Genomic DNA, 18,896 nt, shown 5'->3' on the forward strand with positions numbered 1-18,896 from the left:
AGCTAGCGGGGTCATACCTCAGACATTCCGTGTGACCTGCTAGGGAGGATATCTTCGTACTCAGGTTTAGTTGCTTTAAGCCCTTCAAATTTCGTATGTTGTCTTGTATTGGGCATTCGGCTTTAGACAGAGAGCCATACTGATCTTATGGCTGTGTTTAGGTTCCATTGCTGCTTACTAAGTCGAATTGGCTTTCGATTAGAGTTCTGCGAGTGGTGACTTTATTGAGTTGGATGTCAAAGCTTGGTGCTCTCGGCAACTGGTTTTGCAGTTCGTTGTGATGTCGGCCAGATAAATTGATACGTTCGTTGTTTTTGAATGAAAGGAAGTGCATGGACGTCAGTCCTTCGTGTAGTGAGAAGCCAGGAAGCTCTAGTGTTCTAGAAGTTGGTCAGGACGATTTGACTCTTCAAGAGGTTGAAACAGCGCTCGCAGAGGATCAACGGCAATTGGAGGAACTGGATGAGAGAAGGTCCGCTCTTTTGGAGCGAATTGCGGTTTCGAAGAGCGCGCTTCAGGACTACGCCACTTCTCAAGAGAGAGTGCGGGACCGTGTCAGGTCGCGAGCGGAAGGACGTTACTTTGCTGGTATTTCTTACCGAATCACGGATAAGCAAAAGGCTCTGATTGCGTTTGCTGTTGATGAATTGAATATGTCACGCCAGGAGATGATCGAGCATGTGCTCATGCCATGGCTTGAAGAAAGGGTGGGAGAGAAGTTTGATGAACTTCACCCGGAGTGGCGCTAGGGGCAACATTTCTGCTGTGGCAACCAGGCGACCGATCTAATTGATAGAGCTCTCTTCAGTAGAGAACTCTGGTTGTGACTGATATTTTTCAACCCTCTAGGAGCATCTAGTTATCTGGATTGGTCTACACAGTTCTTCCCATGACATGTGTTGTGGCTGCGCAAGTTTGTTTTTGAGTGGGTCGAATTTGTTCTTTGTTCCGTGACTCAGTGTTTTCGGCAAAACGCCTGTTTGAATGAAAGCGCGTTGCGCTACGCGCTGCAGAAGTGTGGTTGGTGTGTGATACTTGTACCAACCGGCTTGAGTTAGTCCCCCAAGCCAAACCGGCCAGACCCCACTGTTGAGCCCCCCGCTCCGGTGGGGTCGACTCTTTGGTGTTTCTCGATCAGCAGAATTGTGCCGTGTCCTCTGCCCGTCAAAATCGGGTGCAGCCGCGTAGTTCACTAACCAACCTCATTTAGGCCTTTGTGCGCTGAGATCTGTCGTCGTGATGTCGGATTCCTTTTGGGTAGCGACGATTAAGGTGCTCACGTGAAGGAAAACAGTAAAAAGCAGGCTGAGATAAAGCCCTGTGTGAACGCGGGAGGATGCTCTCCGAAACCCCTTTGTCTTACTACACTCAGAAGCAAAGCAATTCCAGCGCTTATCGAGATTGACGGTAATGGGTGGTCTAATCGTTGGAGAAGGCTTTAGCGTGGCCCTTGTAGAACCAACATGCTATGCGATGCCTCTGGCCTGGCGCTCACGAATCAGGCTGTACTCAAATTGGGCGGTGCTGCCGAGAATTCCTAGAACGAGTTGCGTTATGGGGTCGCTGCAGGCGGTACAGGTTTGATTCTGTTGGAAGACTGCCACGTTTACTCTGTGCTGATACTACTGAGGTTAGACAGGAAGCGGGAGAGCGCGTCCAAGATTGTAACGGTCTGTTGATCGCCGTCGCGGAGTTAGTTGAGGACTTTGCCAAAAGGTGTGCGGTGGCCGTTGCTGCCGATGATTGCGCCGGCTAATGCCGTGCAGTGTTCCTTCGCATTCTGAATTGGTGATATTTCAATTCGCTTCCTCATACCCCACACCCTTCCGAACAGGTCTTACGGCCAGCGCCCTAGTCTCCTCGATGGGTAGGCAGCTGTTCAATATGTTGAATTAGTTGATTTGCATCTGCTGTGACACCTCGGCGAAGGCTTGGCAGCCATGGGCAAGGCGAAGTGTTGTATGGGGTTCCCTTCTTTGAGACGAGCGTCTGCGAATGTGATAGCACCACTCCGTGACGGGCACGGGAAAGCATGACGAGGAGCACGCGCTTTTCTTCAACTAACGCGGCAGGGTTGTCTTTCGCATGAAAATCGGGCATATTTCCGTTCTCAAGACCTGGAATGAAGACCCAATCAAACTGCTGTCCCTTTCCTGTATGAGCGTTGAGAATATGCACCCCTGGCGAGATCACCTCCTGGAGATCGTCAAGTACACGCAACTGGGCGAGGCCTGCAGCAACCGTCCCGGTCTCCTCCACAATTCCCTCAAATTCAGCCAAAGCTAGAGCCAAATCTTCTGCAGTTTCTACATCTACTCCGTCCACTAGTGAGGAGACATCCCGAGCGAAGTCTTCAAACGAGGGATTGCCGCCAAGCCGGAAGGCGCTTTCGCGCATGAGATCGATGATGCGGCTGTTGTCCATCGCCAGATCCCAGCGCGTGCACGGGAGTATTGAGGATGCGAATTGCTCATCAACATATTTTCGACGCCATCCGTTTCGGCATATCACGCCAATGGTCGCATCGGGTTGGCGTTGGAGAATGGTGGAGCAAGCACGTTCGATAAATTGTGCTTCTTCGTAGCCATTCTTAAATCCCAAACCACCGACGATCCCGTCCTCGAACCATCCATTACTCTCGTGGGCTTGTAATTTTTGCCCGCCGAGTTCCTCCGACACGATTCCGAGGAGTTCCAAAACCTTAGGTGAGGATCGATAGGAAACCCCGAGACTACGCGGTTCACCGCAGACTTGCCGGAGAACCCGCTCCACTTCGATAGGTCTTGCACCGGCCCAGCTATAGATTCCCTGAAGTGGGTCGCCGACGAATGTCCGGCTTTTGTCACAGGTTTGTAGTGCTATATCGAGCTGCTGGAGAGAGAGGTCTTGAAACTCATCCACGAGGATAGCCCCATAATGTGCCCTATAAAGTCGCGCAATCTCGGGTACCTGCAACAGGCGTTGTGCTTGGCGAACTAAATCTTCATAGAACCAGACTCCCTGTTGTTGTCGCATCTGCTCTACTTGAAGAGTGCAAGGGTCAGCAGATGCTAGAGCTGCGAGAACACCGGCCTCATCTAGCGGTTCTCGTTTTGCGGCTCCAAGTTGATCTCCGATTAGACGTATCTTGTCAAACTTCGCGTTTGTCGCGATGTTTCCCACTACCTCGTCGATGAGACGAGCTTGAGTTTGCTTTGTTGGCATATCAAAGTTGAGGTCGATACGAAGGGTGTTGCCGTGTGCTAGGACAACTTCTGCAGCATGTCCGTGGAAGTTCCGAACCGTAACATAGCGTCTCTTTCGCTCCACCCCGAGTACCTTTACCAGTCTCTCGTTAAGGTTCGCTTTTGCCTTATTTGAGAACGTGAGCGCAAGAATCCTTTGATTCGCTCCGAGGCTTGCTATGAGGTGATTTGCCCGACGTGCCAGCAGTTCCGTTTTCCCGCATCCAGGCGGCGCAATAACCAGTAAGTTTCGAGCCTCACTAAGAGCTACATCGTCGCTCATGCTTCTGCTCGCAACTTCAGCTGCACGAGCAAGGCGTGAATACTTTCCATGTTTTCCACCTCTGCTCGTGTGAGTCCCTTGGAGACAGCTAGCGCTGCTGGTACTTTTCGACTACCTATTCCTTTCCCGCCCCTGGAACGGCAGAACTCTGCAATACTGAGATCAGTGACATCACCCAAATTGTCAACCTTGCAGGACGCTAACAATGCCTTTTCATCGCGTGCTACTCCTGCCTCGATCAGCCGAGCGGCCACTGTGTCGGCACCGAGTGCCCTGCAATACTCGTCTTCCAGATCTGCATCTGACACGAATACCGTTGAGCCTTCCACATGTTTCGGTTTTCCTCCGACAGCGCCAATCCACCTGCCTTTTTCTTCTTTATCTACGAGACCGAGTACATCAACACCGAACCCATTCTTCCCAAGAAGCTTGTAAACCTCGGGAAAGTTTTCGGCACCACCGAGCTCGAATACGACAGCCCCGATTTGATCCAAAGATATTCCCATGGCGCGTGCAGCCGCTTCGACGATTAAACGATCTGCGATTCCTTCCACAAGAATCGCGAACCGGGCAGTCAAGGCTTCCAGGATAAGAGATGACCACCAGTGTGCCCGGTATTTCTCTTCGATAGAGAACTTGCCTGGAGTAAGTTGTCGACTGGAACCATCTGGCCGCACCGCGACTACTTGTTCAGGATCGAACCGTTGGACTATGTACGGCGAATGAGTTACCAGGATCTTCTGGTTCGTTGTATTAGTCAGCAGATCGGCCACAGTGCGCTGGCTCGCTGGATGTAGATGAATCTCGGGCTCGTCGATAGCGATTACGTTCGCAGCGTCTTCGGCGAGATCGAATAGAGTCATTGCGATTAACTGGCGCATACCGTCAGACTGTTCGGTCAGTGGCTTGAAAGTGCCATCACGAGCCACGAAGAATGAGGCATTATCCAAGATCGATTGTGCGGGGTCAGTTGCTGTTCGAATTGCGAGATCATCGGCGTCGACCTTCCGTGGCATTGAGTTCGACAAGTGCTGTGCAACATCAAGCCGCAATTTACTCAGAGTATTGCTTTCACCCAATTTCTCATTGAAAGAATCAAGCAAACGCTCCATCGCAGTCTTTTCATCCCCCAAGTCTTTCTCCACTGCTTGCAGGAGGGTCTGAATAGCGCCGGATGCTCCATCGAGATGGGCAGCGGAGGATTGGCGCTGAGACGAAAGGTAGCGCCACCCGAGAGTGTCGATCTGCTCTCGGGTCAGGTTCCGCACATCACGTCGCCCAGGACTCCACCGGGCAATCAGAACAGACTCAGAATCATCGGGATCAACCTGTACTTCAAGACGTATTCGGAGAGATTCGCTTTTGTCCTCCGGATGAATATCAATTTCCTGATGGAAGGCCGCGCGTTCGACTTCGGTGAGGTCAGCGAATAAAACCTCGACTGCCAACTTTTTCTCTTGACTTCTGAGGTCATCAAGGCTCAATCTTTGGTAAAGCTGAGCGGTCGGTCCAAGTACTAGATTGAGGATACGAAGGAGTGAAGTTTTTCCAACGTCGTTAGCTCCCACAATGACGAGGTGTCCTCGAACGTCGATTTCCAAATCTGCAATACGGGAGTAATTCTCCACGGTAATCCGATGTATCCGCACGGTTTCTCCGTTCGACTAGTGCTTTCTGCAGATTCTCACGACTTCACTATTATCACTCAAAAATTAGATCATTCGAAAGTCGAGAGGTCTTTTGCGCGAAGAATATTCAAAATGGCCGAATTGATAGGGGGAGCGAAATGCAGATAGCCAATCTCCCTTTTTCATCCCAAACTCTAGTACGCATCCGCTTCCCTCAGATCAAGGGAAAGAAGCTCACTTTGATGAAAAGATGAAGGGGAACACTCCGAGACAAGAGTGTTGCGTGTGATACCGCTTTTTCTTACGCGCAGAGAGCCAGAACACTTGGATGATCTTTCGGGGGTTAGCCCTCGGCCCCGAAATCGAGATCTGATCACCGTAGTAACCGGGCCAACGGTCTCTACATGCAGAGACTTGAGAACATTCCGATTGGGTAACTGGCACCCGAATTGTCCAATATCCAAAGACTCTTAGGCCAACAGCTCGCGGAACCTAGGGTAGTCAGCTTGTGTTTTCCTGTCGTAGGTGTCTGAAGAGACAAGCTTTAGGGGAAGTAGACAGTTGGGAGATTGCTATAACGAGGGTCAAGACGTTGATGTCTAACTGGACTTGTGCGCGTCACTGCTGTCCCCGGCTGAGCGCCTGGTTGTCTCCAGAATCACTGCTTGATCCATCTGCTGCTCGAACTCCTGGATCAGCTTCGTATCCTCCGGGCTGATCGGGTACGGCTGGCCTAGTTCCATCTTTAGCTGGATCAGCGATGCGGCTACCGCTCCCAGGTATGGCTGGGTCGGATTCGGCCACACCTCGACGCTGATTGTCAGTGCTTCGTCCGATGGGTACATCTCCGGCCACGCGGTCGGCCAGGTTTCCGGATTGTCGACCACCTTCTGGTGCGGTGTCCGATCGTCCTCCATCTCCGTCGCTAGTTCCGCTGCCTGGTCGGTGTAGGGCTGTATCCAGTCCTGCTGTATCTGATCCCACGCCAGTTGGTCGGCTTGGTTGAGAATCTGGCCGAACGTCATTCCGTCCGGCCACACTCCGTGCTGGTTTTTGTAGCCCTGCTTGGCTCGCTCCGAGTACTGGTTGCGTAGGTTCTCCCACGCGCTCTGGCGTTGCTCGTACTGGTTGTCCAGTTCCTCGGGTGTTGGATTCTCCCCGGCTGCGGTCATTGCTTGCTGGAGGTCTGTCTTGTAAATCATTGAGTAATCCTTTGGTGATTTGAGACGTGATTTCGGTTAGCGAATGATCTCGGTTCTGCTTCAAGGTCGGTTACCTGATGCGATTCGCGGGGCAGAGGCACATGGACCTAGGCCCAGTTTCCAACTGTGGATTTTCTTGTGTTTTGGGTCGAGAGATTCCTTTGCATCGGTGTGCTTGGTAAGTGGCCGTGGGCGCTCGCCCCAAGTTCAACGCGCTTAGGCGGCTGACACAGCGATGAGGGGCACACCCACTATTTGCCAGATTTATAAAGTTGCTCCGTGAATCAAGGATTCATCAAGGTGAACCGTTGAGCTTCCGTTTGTAGCGACGATCCTTAGCCTTATCCATTTTCTCGAAGGTTGAATTGAGCCTGGCGACGGTTTGTTTGAGTCGGAATTCGTAGAACGGATCTTCCTTTAGGAGCCGAACCATCAGACTAGGAATTCGATCTTCATGCTTTTTTAGCCATTCGATGACTGCTTCTTCTGTGACCTTCTTTCCATACTCAACTACGACAGGGGAGAGCTCCACGGTCTCAACTGCTAGAAGTCCAGCCTCGGCTGCTCTTCTTCTTTCCCAAGCTCGTTGACGACAACTTTGCGAACAGTAAACGGGCCTTCGCCCGCTCCCGCGGTAACGCAATTCAATGTCACAAATGGGGCATTTGCGCACGTTAGAGAGGTTCTGGTTTTGTTGCAACTCTCGTTTCCTTTCCGTCACGACGATTGAAAAACACCATTAGTGCAAGAGGTGTGTGACTTTTTGGCGCTTGTCGCTAAGTCCGCTGAGAGTTTGGCGACTTGTGTGGCGCTAAACGATCCTGATGAAGCAGTTTGGTCAGCCAGTTAGGTCACACACGTGGGCGTGACCTAACTGGCGATGGCAGCTCAGTTGGGTCACTACATAGGTGCAGGTCAGATCCAGTTGGGTCAGTTTGGTCACGATTTCACGCGTGTGCGATGCAGTTGAACCAACTGGATTCACTTTGTATCGATACTCCAAACTGCTTTGGCGGGGAATCCCTTGCGTTCGGACTTTCCTCCGAGCTTCTTGAAAGCTCGCCTAATCGTCGACTCGCTTCCCAAGCGTTCCTTTTGCGCAGCATCGATAACTACCGTGCGAGGTGCTTCGGGATTGTGTTGAAAGAATTCGACCAAAAAGGCGTGTAGTTCATTGAGCTCGTCTGTGTCCTCTGCGTCGACGAGCAAATCACTTGCAGAGAGGGAAGTCGTGGATCCCCATACCGCTCGTCCGACTTCAGTCGTTTCTCCATCGGAGGTGCGGATGGTGACACTTTCAAGGCGGACTTCTCGCGAGGTTGTCGCTGATGCGAGATTTCCTTTGGTGTTAGTCACCACCAATGTGTTGTCAGGACCTGTCGCGACTGCAAGGACACTGCGAGCGATTTGGCTCCAGGCGATCGAGCCGAGCAAAAGCTTTCCAGGATCGGTCGACTCTCGCTTTCCGAAGTGAGCGAGACCAAGAACAGCAATGTCGTTTCTTTCCGCCATGGCAGTTAGCGGCTCTAGAAACTGCCGAACGTCATCGTCTCGGTAGCCATCTAGCTTGGGGCTCATCACCGATTTCGCTGCGTCAAGGACGACGAATCTGACGTCCCCATCAATGAAGCTGGTTTCAAGTACATCTATGTCTTCAGGGAGTTTCAGTGAACTCGGCTTCCCGTCATTTCCCGCAACGTCGATAAAGAACACTCGCTCTAAGTCTGCCCCAGCCGCTTGGAGCCGTGGCTTGACAGTGATAGCGCGAGAATCTTCGGTATTGAGATAAGCGACGTTCAAAGGTCGCCCTCCGAGCTCACCTCGGGTCGCTTGAGCGGCTAAGGCACAAGCAATCGTCGATTTTCCGAGTCCTTCACGACCTGCCAACAGCGTGAGACTTCGTTTTGGGATCCAGTTTTCAACAAGCCATTCCAATCGTTCAGTTTTGACCTTAGAAGCTGGTACAAGGTCTATGGATCGTCCCATGCGTATCGTCTGCACCTGTGTCAGCGATTGGGGTGGACTGCCAGCTGCGATGTGGTCGGAAATGTATCGACCATGTGAAGGCTCGACGATGCGAATTGAACTTGGAGGTAGCGGGAACCCCCTTAGGCTTTCTACGATCATCTGGGCTGCATGTTGACCTTGATCGCTCTTTTCGGCGACCACTACGACCTGACGACCTGCGATAGGGTGCCAGTCTGTTTTGATCCTTTGATTAGCAATCATGGGTGCTGGACATAATGCGTTTGCCGACCAGATATAACGAATGGTGTCAACATCTTGTTCGTTGGTCACGATATAGACTTCGCCACGTTGAACAAGTGCATCAGAGCCGTACGCCTGATTCCCGCTAGACCGCCCCGTTTCGCGGACTTGTCCTGCAGGGGAGCGATGGACGATTCGACCATCGGGATAGTGGTGGCAAGTTCCAGTTGGGGCATCATACAAATTGTCCTGATCTAGCCTCAGAAATTTCAACAAGGTGTGAACCGAAACGTTGCGCGTATGAATCCAGATTCGTGAACCGTTGTAGACAACTCGACCAGGTTCTTTGCTTCCGTCACTAGCTCGAAACTCGAATTGTGCGATAGCTCCTGGACAAACTTCGGAGATTGGCAGACCGTGTTCCTTTGCATGTGAAAGGAATCGCTGGAACGCCGTCTGGTTTTGTAAATTCATGTTTTTCCTACCGTGTAGATCCAACCAAGTTTTCAGACCCCAACTTGCTCGTCGGTGCGAACTCGTGTGCATTCCTGTTCCCAAGCGAATACATCTTCCACGCGGTAGTAGACCTTGCGGCCAACCTTAAAGAAGCGGGGGCCGGTTCCGCGGTAGCGGTGCTGGGCCCAGGTCTGCCGATTTGTCCCGGGGTAGCGCTCAATCATTTCGTCGATCGTCATCGGACGCATTTCTTCAAATCCTCCTTGCTCAGTAGCGAGCGGTTGTGAACTGTGGCGATTAAGAGTTAACCAGAGTAGCAAGATTTTTTCAATCGCTAGATCCTGTAAACTGAAGTTGTGAAACGGGCAGAAAAAACAATTGCGCAGCTAGTTGGTGAAAATGTTCGACGGCTTAGAGGGGACTTCACTCTGGAAGACCTAGCATTTGCAGGTAAGAGGCTTGGGTCAAACTGGTCGTCGGGAAGCATTAGCTCGATTGAACGCGGAAATTTCAAGGTAACAATTGAGAATTTGTTATTGCTGTCGATTGCGTTAGGTGAAATGAAGGAGCAGCCTGCGGTGCCCTTGTCGGAGCTTCTGTCAGGGGAGGGTTGGCTTAGAATTACTCCCGTTCTCCGGTTCCCCCAGGATATGCTGAGGGGATACTTGTCTGGGATTCGAGTCGATGACGGTGAAAAGAAAGATTCGATAGTTAAATCATCTTTTGAGGTTGCGCCAGAGGATATTGAAAAAGAGCGAGAGAAGTTTCCTGGCCCATGGAACTTGAGGGAAGAAATATCCCTAGTGAGGGCGATGATCCGACAAACCCAGCCAGTTGAGGAGCGGATTGCAAAACGCTTGGACATGGATCCCCGCCACTTGAAAATATGGGTTCAATACTTGTGGGACACTTCCTTTGAGGAACAGCGTGATATTAGGGCCGGAGATGGGGCATCCGCCCAGAAAAGAGGCCGTGTTTCCCGCGAGTTGATGGAAGAAATTAGAAAAGCGAGAGACGATTTCCATGGCAACAATTGAGCCATACACGCTCAAAAGCGGCGCAACGAGATACAGGGTGCGCTACATCAAGCCAGATGATCGGAAACCCACCGACAAACGAGGATTCAAGAGCAAGAAAGAAGCCAGCAAATGGATGGCCAAGAACTCCGTCGCAATCCAGGACGGGAAATGGCGGCCGGAATCAGCGGGCAACGTCTCCCTAAATTCTGTTGCTCGCGCCTGGCTTGACTCGAAGCTCCGGCTCGCAGAAAACACCAAATCAGCCTACGAATCCAGCCTGAAACACATTGCCGACGTCAACAACTTCGGAGCAATGAAGATCAAAGCAATTCGCCCAGTGCATGTCGAAGCATGGGTGAAGGCACTCGGCCAACAGGTCAAGCCCAAGACACTCAAGAACTCCTACAACGTCCTTCATGCCGTCATGAAGCGAGCCGTGAGAGACAACCTCATCCCATCGAGCCCATGCGTCGACATCGAACTTCCACGAGTCGAAAAGGAAGAACAAATCTTCCTCGACGCCCAACAGGTACGAGCACTAGCCGACGCCGCGGGAGAATACTCGGACATCATTTGGGTACTGGCACTAGCCGGGCTCCGGTGGGGAGAGCTCGCAGGCCTGCAGCCCCGCGACGTCGACCTCAAGAAACAACGGCTCCACATCCAGCGCCAGATGACCGACAACGGCGGCCGAATCATCGAGAAGCTACCCAAGCACGACAAGAAGCGATTCGTGCCCCTCGCTGCGAAATTGGAGCCAATTCTCCAGGAAAGAATGGCAGGGAAGAAGCGAGACGAGCTACTGTTCACCACCTCGCGCGGCACAGTGCTTCGCGGTGGAAACGCACAACGAGATTGGTTCGGTGAAGCCGTCAAAGCAATCGGAGAACCAGACCTAAGGCCCCACGGCCTACGGCACACATTCGCTTCGCTCGCTATCAGTGCCGGGGCGAACATCAAGGCGCTACAGGCAGCGCTCGGACACCACTCGGTGAGCTTCACACTCGACCAATATGGGCACCTTTACCCAGATGATTCGACCTCGTTCATTAACGCCATGAACACTCGGTTTGCGTAGAAATATGGGCACCGATATGGGCACGGGAACAATGATAAGGCCAGAGCATTTGTAGAAACATGCCCTGACCTGCTGCCCCCCCTGCAGGATTCGAACCTGCGACCTTACGGGTAGAAGCCGTCTGCTCTGATCCGCTGAGCTAAGGAGGGAATTGGGCCAAAGAAGTATTTGGACCACTAGGGAACTTTACCGCAACGCCTGTGGGGGTTCTAATTCTCCCCGTGGTGTCGTACCACTTCGATGATTGCTGATGCCGCCGGTTAAGGTTGACGTTATGGCTACATCGGTTGATACGCACGCGTCGGCTGCGGATTCGCACATCCCCGAGCAGAAGTACAAGACCTCTACGTGGTTGTACATTTTGTTTGCGGCGACCGCGGGCGTCGTTGGCGCTGTGATCTCGTGGGTCTTCCTAGGAGACTCGCTGGCAGCATTGGGTGTTCCGGATCCGGGACCCGCAACTACCGCGGGCCTGCCGTTCCTGCGGGCGGGCGGGCTCATGTTGGCGGCTTTGGCCATCGGTTCCTTCCTCAGCGCCACGTTCTTCATTAAACCGAATTCCACAGATCTGGTGCCCGCAAAGCTCAGCGTCGATGGTTCGATTGCTGCCCGTACGGGAGCGATTTCCTGCCTGTGCTTCGCGTTGATCGCGCAGCTCATGGTTCCGATGTATCTTTCGGATGTCTCGGGAGAACCGCTGAAGAACACGATCAATCCCGTGAATTGGCCACAGGCGCTAGAGCTGGTGTCTACCTCGGTAGCCTGGCAGGTCACCGCTGGTTTCGCTTTTGTGACGGGCATTGCGGCGTTGACTACGTATCGGTGGATCATGCAGCCGGTGTTCCTGATTGGTGCGTTGCTATCAATCGTCCCACTCGGCATGGAGGGGCACTCGGCAACAGGCGGCGATCACGACTATGGCACCAACTCCTACCTGTGGCACTTGGTGTTTACCATGCTGTGGGTGGGCGGCCTTATCGCGTTGATTGCCCATGGGCGTCGCAAAGGCCCGCACCTGGATGTCGCGGTGCGCCGCTATTCTCACTTGGCGTTGGCTTCGGTGGTGGTGATGACCGTTTCCGGTTTGATCAACACCTCGATCCGCATGCATTGGAGTGATCTGCTTTCTACGGGTTACGGCTGGCTGATCCTGGCTAAGACCATCGGCGTGATTCTGCTCGCGTTGCTCGGATTTGTACACCGCCAGCTGACCATTCCGCAGCTGCCGAAGAACCCGGGTTTGTTCAGCCGCGTTGCCATCGTTGAGGTGCTGCTCATGGCGGCGGTCACCGGCGTCGCGATCTCGCTTGGACGCACCCCGCCACCGCCGCCACGCAATGTAGACCTGAACACGATGGACATTGAGCTCGGCTACAAGCTTTATCAAGAGCCCACGATTTGGAACGTGTGGACCATGTGGCGGCTGGATATCCTGTTCGGCGTGGCCGCGATCCTCATGGCCGTTGCGTATCTGTGGGCAGTGTGGCGCGTGCGTCGCGACGGCGGTACTTGGCCGCTCAACCGCACCCTGTGGTTCCTCTTGGGCTGCCTCGTGCTCTTCGTAACCGTGTGCTCGGGTATCGGCATGAACATGCCCGCAACTTTCTCAATGCACATGGTCGGCCACATGATTTTGTCCATGGGCGTTCCCATCGGTTGGGTCCTCGGTGGCCCCGTCACGCTTTTCCTCCAGGCGTTGCGTCCTTCGCCGGAGTTCCCCGGCCCCCGTGAGTGGCTCGAAGCTGCCGTGGATAATCCCTGGCTGCGCTTCTTGCTTCGTCCCGGTGTGAACACTATTCAGTTCGTCGTGCTGTTCTACATCATGTACCTGACGCCGTTGTACGGCATCATGATCGATGAGCACGCCGGACACGTCATCATGAATGTGGTCTTCCTCTGGTCTGGGTCGCTCTACTATTGGGACCTCATCGGCGTGGACAAGCGGCCGCAGGAGCATTCTCCGATGGAACGCATATTCTGGTTGACCTTCTCGATGCCGGTTCACCTGTTCTTCGGTGTCTACTTGATGATGATGACCGAGGTGCTCGGCCAATCCTTCTACGAAAACCTTGGCCTGCCGTGGCATGTGGATCTACTGCATGACCAGGTGGTTGGTGGAGCGATTTCCTGGGCTTCTGGCCAATTCCCACTGTTGATCGTGTGGGCTGTCCTTATTTGGGAGTGGTTTGTTTATGACCGTAAGCAAACCCATGTCATGGAAGCCAACCCGACCGAACTCGAGGAAGACCTTGAGGCCTATAACGCGCAACTTGCCGCCTTTAACCAGGGCAAGGATCCGCTGCATGATTACTACAACTCCAAGTTCGACTGAGCATAGCTGTGGATAGCTGAGGTTATCCACAGCTGCACTGCCGTGCCTATCGACGCCTGCAGCCATGCCTGCGAAAGTGTGCCCCGTACCTAGTTGCACATCTTTCGGGAGGACATCAATCACATGGCACAACACAGCGTCACCATCACCGGCAATATCATCACCACCCCCACTCTCAAGAAGCTTGATAACACGGCCGTTTATAAGATGCGGATCGCTGCTTCGCGCGCCGTAAAGGACGAGAAAGACGAGTGGCAGAACTTTGACCAGCTGTACATTTCGGTTGAGTGTTGGAACCAGCTGGCCGTCAACTGCAATGATTCGCTCTTCAAAGGCATGGCGGTCATGGTTACCGGCACGCTGCTCACCCATGAGTGGGTGGATGCGGAAAACAAGAATCAGTCGCGCATCGTGTTGCGTGCCAGCCATGTCGGCGTAGATCTGACGCGCCACGCTGTCCGGCCCGGAGTATTCACTCCGCTGAACCCACCGGCTGCCACAGAACAACCGGCAACCGTGACCGACGCTCAGGAGCAGGGTAATCAAGAAACGGAACTCGCTGGTGTTGGGGCCAGCGCCGGAGAAGAGGAGGTGCCGTTCTAGCACTGCTGTGCAACACTGACCAACCCTGGTCTTTCCTGCGCCGTCATGTAACCTTTAGGGGACTATTTCTAGCAATAAATAAGGGGAAACATGGGCGAGTTCATCTACACGATGAAAAACGTGCGCAAGGCTCACGGCGACAAGGTCATCCTTGACAATGTCACTATGGCGTTCTACCCGGGTGCCAAGATCGGCGTCGTGGGTCCGAACGGTGCAGGTAAGTCCTCGATCCTGAAGATCATGGCTGGCATTGATCAGCCGTCGAACGGTGAGGCATTCCTGGATCCCGGCGCCACAGTGGGAATTTTGCTGCAGGAGCCACCGCTCAATGAGGAAAAGAACGTTCGAGAGAACGTCGAAGAAGGCCTCGGCGAGATCTTTGAGAAGAAGCAGCGCTACGAAGCCATCGCGGAAGAGATGGCAACCAACTACACCGATGAGCTCATGGAAGAAATGGGCAAGCTGCAGGAGGAGCTGGACGCCGCCGACGCTTGGGAGATTGATTCCAAGATCGAACAGGCGATGGAGGCCCTGCGCTGCCCACCATCCGATTCTCCTGTGACCACCCTTTCTGGTGGTGAGCGCCGTCGCGTAGCGCTGGCTAAACTGCTGCTCTCCGAGCCTGATTTGCTGCTCCTCGACGAACCTACTAACCACCTCGACGCGGAATCTGTCCTCTGGCTGGAAAAGCACCTGGCTGATTACAAGGGCGCTGTCCTGGCTGTTACCCACGATCGATACTTCCTTGATCACGTCGCTGGTTGGATTTGTGAAGTGGACCGCGGCAAGCTTTACCCATACGAAGGCAACTACTCCACCTACCTGGAGAAGAAGGCCGAGCGTCTTGAGGTTGCCGGCAAGAAGGACCAGAAGCTGCAGAAGCGCCTGAAGGATGAACTCGCATGGGTTCGCTCCGGCGCTAAGGCACGTCAGGCGAAGAATAAGGCTCGTCTGGATCGTTATGACGAGATGGTAGCGGAGGCCGAAAAGTACAAGAAGCTCGACTTCGAAGAAATCCAGATCCCGACCCCACCGCGCCTGGGTAACCAAGTTGTTGAGGTGAAGAGCCTGGAAAAGGGCTTCGATGACCGGGTACTGATCAAGGACCTGTCTTTCACCTTGCCGCGTAACGGCATCGTTGGCGTCATCGGTCCGAACGGCGTGGGTAAATCCACCTTGTTCAAGACCATCGTTGGGCTAGAGCAGCCTGATGACGGCGAGGTCATTGTCGGCCAGACCGTCAAGCTCTCCTATGTCGACCAGGGCCGTGAGAACATTGACCCAGAAAAGACAGTGTGGGAGGTCGTATCTGATGGCCTCGACTACATCGTGGTCGGCCAGAATGAAATGCCATCCCGCGCTTACCTGTCCGCCTTTGGTTTCAAGGGCCCGGATCAGCAGAAGCCGGCGAAGGTCCTTTCCGGTGGTGAGCGCAACCGCCTCAACTTGGCGTTGACGCTCAAGCAGGGTGGCAACCTGATCCTCCTCGACGAGCCGACAAATGACCTTGACGTGGAAACCCTCGGCTCCCTGGAAAACGCACTGCAGAACTTCCCAGGTTGCGCCGTGGTCATCTCGCACGACCGTTGGTTCCTGGACCGTACTTGTACTCACATCCTCGCCTGGGAAGGCAACGTGGCGGAAGGACAGTGGTTCTGGTTCGAAGGTAACTTTGAGGACTACGAAAAGAACAAGGTCGAGCGCCTCGGCGCAGACGCGGCACGCCCGTCCCGCGTTACGCACCGCAAGCTGACTCGCTAAGAAACACGCAGGAAGTGCCGTTCTCCGTTATGGGGGAGCGGCACTTTTGTCGTCGAAAAGCGAGGCACCGCCAAGTAGTTTCCCCCTTAAAAGCAGTACTACCGGCATACTCGCATGAAAGGCATTAGGCTGGTTATGTTAAAGAATTTCCTGGACGCAATGCGGAGGTAACAATGGCAGAAGCATCGGAAAACCGACTGAGTGCCGGACCAATTCACATCACCAAGATCCCGGTTCGCTGGGGTGATTTTGATCGTTTCGGGCACATCAACAATGCTTCTTACATTGAGTTGGCGCAGGAAGCCCGGTCTATCTTCGCGATGGAGGAGTTCGTTGAACTCGGTCACGCCATGCCAGCGGCCTTCGTTCGCTCGATGAAGATTGACTACCTCAGTGCGATCATGCCGGACACGATGGAAGTGATCGTTGAGACTCAGGTCGTACGCATCGGCAACACCTCCTTCACCACGGTGCAAAACGTGAAAGATCGGCACGGCTCCATCGCCTGCGTCGTCGAGTGCGTGCAGATCATGGTGGATTTGCAGAGCGGGCGCCCCCGCCCGATCGAGGAACATGAGCGCAAGATCCTCGCCAATGTGTCCGCGCCAGATGCTGCCCTCGCTGCAGGAAGCAAACCAGAAGCAGACCAAGAAGACCAAGAGTGACTGAGACATTAAGGGTAAGCGGCGGAGCAGGCGGTCTGCGCACTCTAGTGCAACGCGCTGAACAACTAGATGCACAGGCCTTGGTGCGGTTTCAGGCTGTCGCTGCGGGGCGTATTGATGCCTTTGTCACCACGCCCTTCCAAGTATTCGCTGCACGGCGCATCATCGGCCAGGTCAGCCGCGACAAATCAGTCTTCAGTGCCCAGACAGTCCTCACCGCACTGGAGACCGGCGAGCTCGGCCAGTCCATGGACGCAGCTTGGCCAGGCGCGCTGCCACCCAAAGATAATTGGGTTGAGCTCGATGTTATTCCCGTGGACATAGTCCACCGGCTGGCAGATCAAGGGCGCGACCTAACGCGCCAGTTCTCCGGCCCGTTGGGTCCCCCGAAGTCTTTGCTGGATCAGAACGTACTCGCGGTGTCGGGGCACGGACACACCGCCGAGGTTACGATGCGCGCCATCTTCACCTGTACCGCGCTGGGTTTGATCCCCAGCATTGGCGCGCGTGCCGACGTCCCTCGCCACCTCCGGGTAGCCAAAGCGGGACGCTGGGTGCGTATTGATGCCCCATTCGGATCCGTCTATGAATCGGACGGGCTGAATCTCTTCGCGTGAGCTTAAGGCGCCCGATTGATCAGCATCTCCGCTACTCGAACCATGTGGTCCCACATCGCAGTGCGGTGCGCATCATCCAATTCTGAGGCTGGGATGGTGTCGAGGGCCTCCTGCATTATGGCAAGCCAGCGTTCAGCTTCCGGCATGCCGATAGCGAAGTGCGCGTGCCGCATCCGCAGTCGCGGATGGCCGCGCTGCTCACTGAAGGTTTGTGGCCCACCCCAGTATTGGGAAAGGAACCACTTCAGCCGGTCTTCGGCGCCCTCCCAGTCATCTTCTGGGTACATCGGGCCGATGAGGTCATCGCTGCGCATTCGCCGGTAGAACTCGGCAACGAGCTTGTTGAAGGTCGCCTCGCCACCGACTTCTTCGTAGAAGGTCATGAGTTTTCGCTTTCGGATTCCAGGAGCTGACGTCGATAAGCATAAGGCGGTTTGATGCCGACCTCGTTGAGCGACGGAATGACGCGCGCGAGCATTTCGCGCTGGACAAACCACTGCTTGCCCGGCTTTGTCTTCATATGAACACGGATGATCATGTGGTCCAATTTGATGGCGTTGACACCGTCGAGGACCGGTTCTTCCAAGATGGAGGCCTTGATGTCCTCGTCCTCGGCTACCGCCCGCGCCACGGAGAGAATCGTGTCCTTGGCCAGGGCGACGTCATTGTTCAGTGCGATCGGAACGTCCACGCGGGCGATAGCGTAGCCCTGGCTGAAGTTGCCGATGCGGAGGATTTCGCCATTGCGCACGAACCACAGGGTGCCATCGATATCGCGCAGTGTAGTCAGTCGCAGGCTGACGTCTTCCACGGTGCCGGAGAGCTCGCCGACGTCAATAGTGTCACCGACGCCGTACTGATCCTCGATGAGCATGAAAACTCCCGAGAGGAAGTCTTTGACTAGGGATTGTGCGCCAAAGCCGAGCGCTACGCCGACGACACCAGCGGAGGCGATGATGGGTGCGACATTCACACCGACTTGGTCCAGGATTGCCACGATCGCCCACAACCACACGAACAAGGCGAGCGCAGAGCTGATCACGGCACCAAGGGTGCGGATCCGGGCATCGCGCCGCGGATCACGCTTCACAGCCGAGTTCTTTTCGCCGGGACGGCGCGGGCCGATATTGGGCATTCGCGGGGGAGTATCGATGGTGTGCTGCACAACGCGGCACACCACGCGGTGAAGGATCCAGTTCGCGATTGCCGCGATAACCAGGATCAACGCGATTTGCGCGGGGCGTTGCACCAGCCACATTTGTGTCTCGGGATTTGACCACCAGTTGCTAAATACGTTTGAGTCCACGGGCCTAGGCTAGCTGAATCAGATGCACTCTGCGGTGATCACAAAAGTCATCTGGATCTTCTTATTCGAAGTGCCCTGCACACGGGTGCCTTCCGCCTTACCAGTGACGGTGGTAACCCCATCGGTGGTGGAAATCTCTACCGGCACCGAATAGTCGGTGAACTCGACGTTGTCTTCCGCGTCTGCGATAGATAAGGCTTTGACACCACGCTCATCCATGATGACGCTGGCAGCGCTCTTTGAAGGCATATCGCCTACGATGATCGTTCTGGTGCCTTCATGGGTGGCACAGACCGCGCTCGTACCAGTGGGAAGGATCTGGTAGCCGTTGAGAAAAGCAGAGCCGGTGGTGCTCACCTCTTGTGTGCTGTTCGTGGGGATGATGGGTGCAGCAGGCTTATCGACGTCCCCAGGTGTGCTTACTTCCTGGTTCGTGCATCCAGTAGCAGCAAGACAGAGCGTCAAGCTGAGAAGTGCGAAACGAGTGGCCTGGGACATCTTCATGTTCCCAAGC

The 18,896-nt window shown here is 54.3% G+C and carries 18 protein-coding genes and 1 tRNA gene; 8 read left to right on the forward strand and 11 right to left on the reverse strand.

The window, feature by feature from the left end; all coding sequences use genetic code 11:
* Positions 1 to 332 precede the first annotated feature (332 nt).
* A complete protein-coding gene (locus WG936_RS05975; RefSeq protein ID WP_339572388.1) occupies positions 333 to 749 on the forward strand; it encodes a hypothetical protein in 417 nt (138 codons plus the stop codon).
* A gap of 717 nt (positions 750 to 1,466) precedes the next feature.
* Here the strand turns inward: WG936_RS05975 and WG936_RS05980 are convergent.
* The 7 genes from WG936_RS05980 to WG936_RS06010 form a co-directional block, all read right to left on the reverse strand.
* On the reverse strand, positions 1,467 to 1,604 hold the full coding sequence (locus WG936_RS05980; protein WP_339572389.1) for a hypothetical protein: 138 nt from the start codon (positions 1,602 to 1,604) through the stop codon (positions 1,467 to 1,469).
* A 247-nt stretch (positions 1,605 to 1,851) separates the two neighbouring features.
* A complete protein-coding gene (locus WG936_RS05985; protein WP_339572390.1) occupies positions 1,852 to 3,507 on the reverse strand; it encodes an ATP-dependent helicase in 1,656 nt (551 codons plus the stop codon).
* Positions 3,504 to 5,156, reverse strand: a complete 1,653-nt coding sequence (locus WG936_RS05990; protein WP_339572391.1) for an ATP-dependent nuclease — start codon at positions 5,154 to 5,156, stop codon at positions 3,504 to 3,506. Before WG936_RS05990 ends, WG936_RS05985 begins: the two co-directional genes overlap by 4 nt.
* A gap of 578 nt (positions 5,157 to 5,734) precedes the next feature.
* A complete protein-coding gene (locus WG936_RS05995) occupies positions 5,735 to 6,337 on the reverse strand; it encodes a hypothetical protein (RefSeq protein WP_339572392.1) in 603 nt (200 codons plus the stop codon).
* 295 nt (positions 6,338 to 6,632) lie between these two features.
* The gene (locus tag WG936_RS06000) at positions 6,633 to 6,869 is read right to left on the reverse strand and encodes a hypothetical protein (protein ID WP_339572393.1); all 237 of its coding nucleotides are present in this window, start codon (positions 6,867 to 6,869) and stop codon (positions 6,633 to 6,635) included.
* A 449-nt stretch (positions 6,870 to 7,318) separates the two neighbouring features.
* Entirely contained in the window at positions 7,319 to 9,019 is a 1,701-nt protein-coding gene (locus WG936_RS06005) for an AAA family ATPase (RefSeq protein WP_339572394.1), read from the reverse strand.
* A 32-nt stretch (positions 9,020 to 9,051) separates the two neighbouring features.
* Entirely contained in the window at positions 9,052 to 9,249 is a 198-nt protein-coding gene (locus WG936_RS06010) for a helix-turn-helix transcriptional regulator (protein ID WP_339572395.1), read from the reverse strand.
* 108 nt (positions 9,250 to 9,357) lie between these two features.
* Between WG936_RS06010 and WG936_RS06015 the strand changes: the two genes are divergently transcribed.
* Both WG936_RS06015 and WG936_RS06020 read left to right on the forward strand, forming a co-directional pair.
* A complete protein-coding gene (locus tag WG936_RS06015) occupies positions 9,358 to 10,038 on the forward strand; it encodes a hypothetical protein (RefSeq protein WP_339572396.1) in 681 nt (226 codons plus the stop codon).
* Complete coding sequence (locus tag WG936_RS06020) at positions 10,025 to 11,098, forward strand: tyrosine-type recombinase/integrase (protein WP_339572397.1); 1,074 nt, start codon at positions 10,025 to 10,027, stop codon at positions 11,096 to 11,098. Before WG936_RS06015 ends, WG936_RS06020 begins: the two co-directional genes overlap by 14 nt.
* A 75-nt stretch (positions 11,099 to 11,173) precedes the next feature.
* Here WG936_RS06020 and WG936_RS06025 read toward each other — a convergent pair.
* Positions 11,174 to 11,247: transfer RNA gene (locus tag WG936_RS06025), tRNA-Arg, on the reverse strand.
* 125 nt (positions 11,248 to 11,372) lie between these two features.
* On the opposite strand from WG936_RS06025, the gene WG936_RS06030 reads away from it, so the two are divergent.
* The 5 genes from WG936_RS06030 (at position 11,373) to WG936_RS06050 (ending at position 17,076) form a co-directional block, all read left to right on the forward strand.
* Complete coding sequence (locus WG936_RS06030; protein ID WP_339572398.1) at positions 11,373 to 13,430, forward strand: cytochrome c oxidase assembly protein; 2,058 nt, start codon at positions 11,373 to 11,375, stop codon at positions 13,428 to 13,430.
* A gap of 123 nt (positions 13,431 to 13,553) precedes the next feature.
* A complete protein-coding gene (locus tag WG936_RS06035) occupies positions 13,554 to 14,033 on the forward strand; it encodes a single-stranded DNA-binding protein (protein ID WP_339572399.1) in 480 nt (159 codons plus the stop codon).
* A gap of 90 nt (positions 14,034 to 14,123) precedes the next feature.
* The gene (gene ettA, locus WG936_RS06040) at positions 14,124 to 15,794 is read left to right on the forward strand and encodes an energy-dependent translational throttle protein EttA (protein WP_339564940.1); all 1,671 of its coding nucleotides are present in this window, start codon (positions 14,124 to 14,126) and stop codon (positions 15,792 to 15,794) included.
* Between the two features lie 173 nt (positions 15,795 to 15,967).
* Positions 15,968 to 16,459, forward strand: coding sequence for an acyl-CoA thioesterase (locus WG936_RS06045; protein WP_339564939.1), 492 nt, complete (start codon positions 15,968 to 15,970; stop codon positions 16,457 to 16,459).
* A complete protein-coding gene (locus WG936_RS06050) occupies positions 16,456 to 17,076 on the forward strand; it encodes a hypothetical protein (RefSeq protein ID WP_339564938.1) in 621 nt (206 codons plus the stop codon). Before WG936_RS06045 ends, WG936_RS06050 begins: the two co-directional genes overlap by 4 nt.
* Positions 17,077 to 17,078: 2 nt before the next feature.
* On the opposite strand, the gene WG936_RS06055 is transcribed toward WG936_RS06050, so the two are convergent.
* Genes WG936_RS06055 through WG936_RS06065 form a run of 3 tightly spaced genes read right to left on the reverse strand, consistent with a single transcriptional unit; the run spans position 17,079 to position 18,886 of the window.
* A complete protein-coding gene (locus WG936_RS06055) occupies positions 17,079 to 17,459 on the reverse strand; it encodes a globin (protein WP_339564937.1) in 381 nt (126 codons plus the stop codon).
* A complete protein-coding gene (locus WG936_RS06060; protein ID WP_339564936.1) occupies positions 17,456 to 18,382 on the reverse strand; it encodes a mechanosensitive ion channel family protein in 927 nt (308 codons plus the stop codon). The genes WG936_RS06055 and WG936_RS06060 overlap by 4 nt, the downstream gene beginning before the upstream one ends.
* 18 nt (positions 18,383 to 18,400) lie before the next feature.
* On the reverse strand, positions 18,401 to 18,886 hold the full coding sequence (locus WG936_RS06065) for a lipoprotein LpqH (protein ID WP_339564935.1): 486 nt from the start codon (positions 18,884 to 18,886) through the stop codon (positions 18,401 to 18,403).
* Positions 18,887 to 18,896 lie beyond the last annotated feature (10 nt).

Origin of the sequence: Corynebacterium sp. H127 (genome assembly GCF_037482665.1) — a bacterium.
GTDB lineage: Bacteria > Actinomycetota > Actinomycetes > Mycobacteriales > Mycobacteriaceae > Corynebacterium.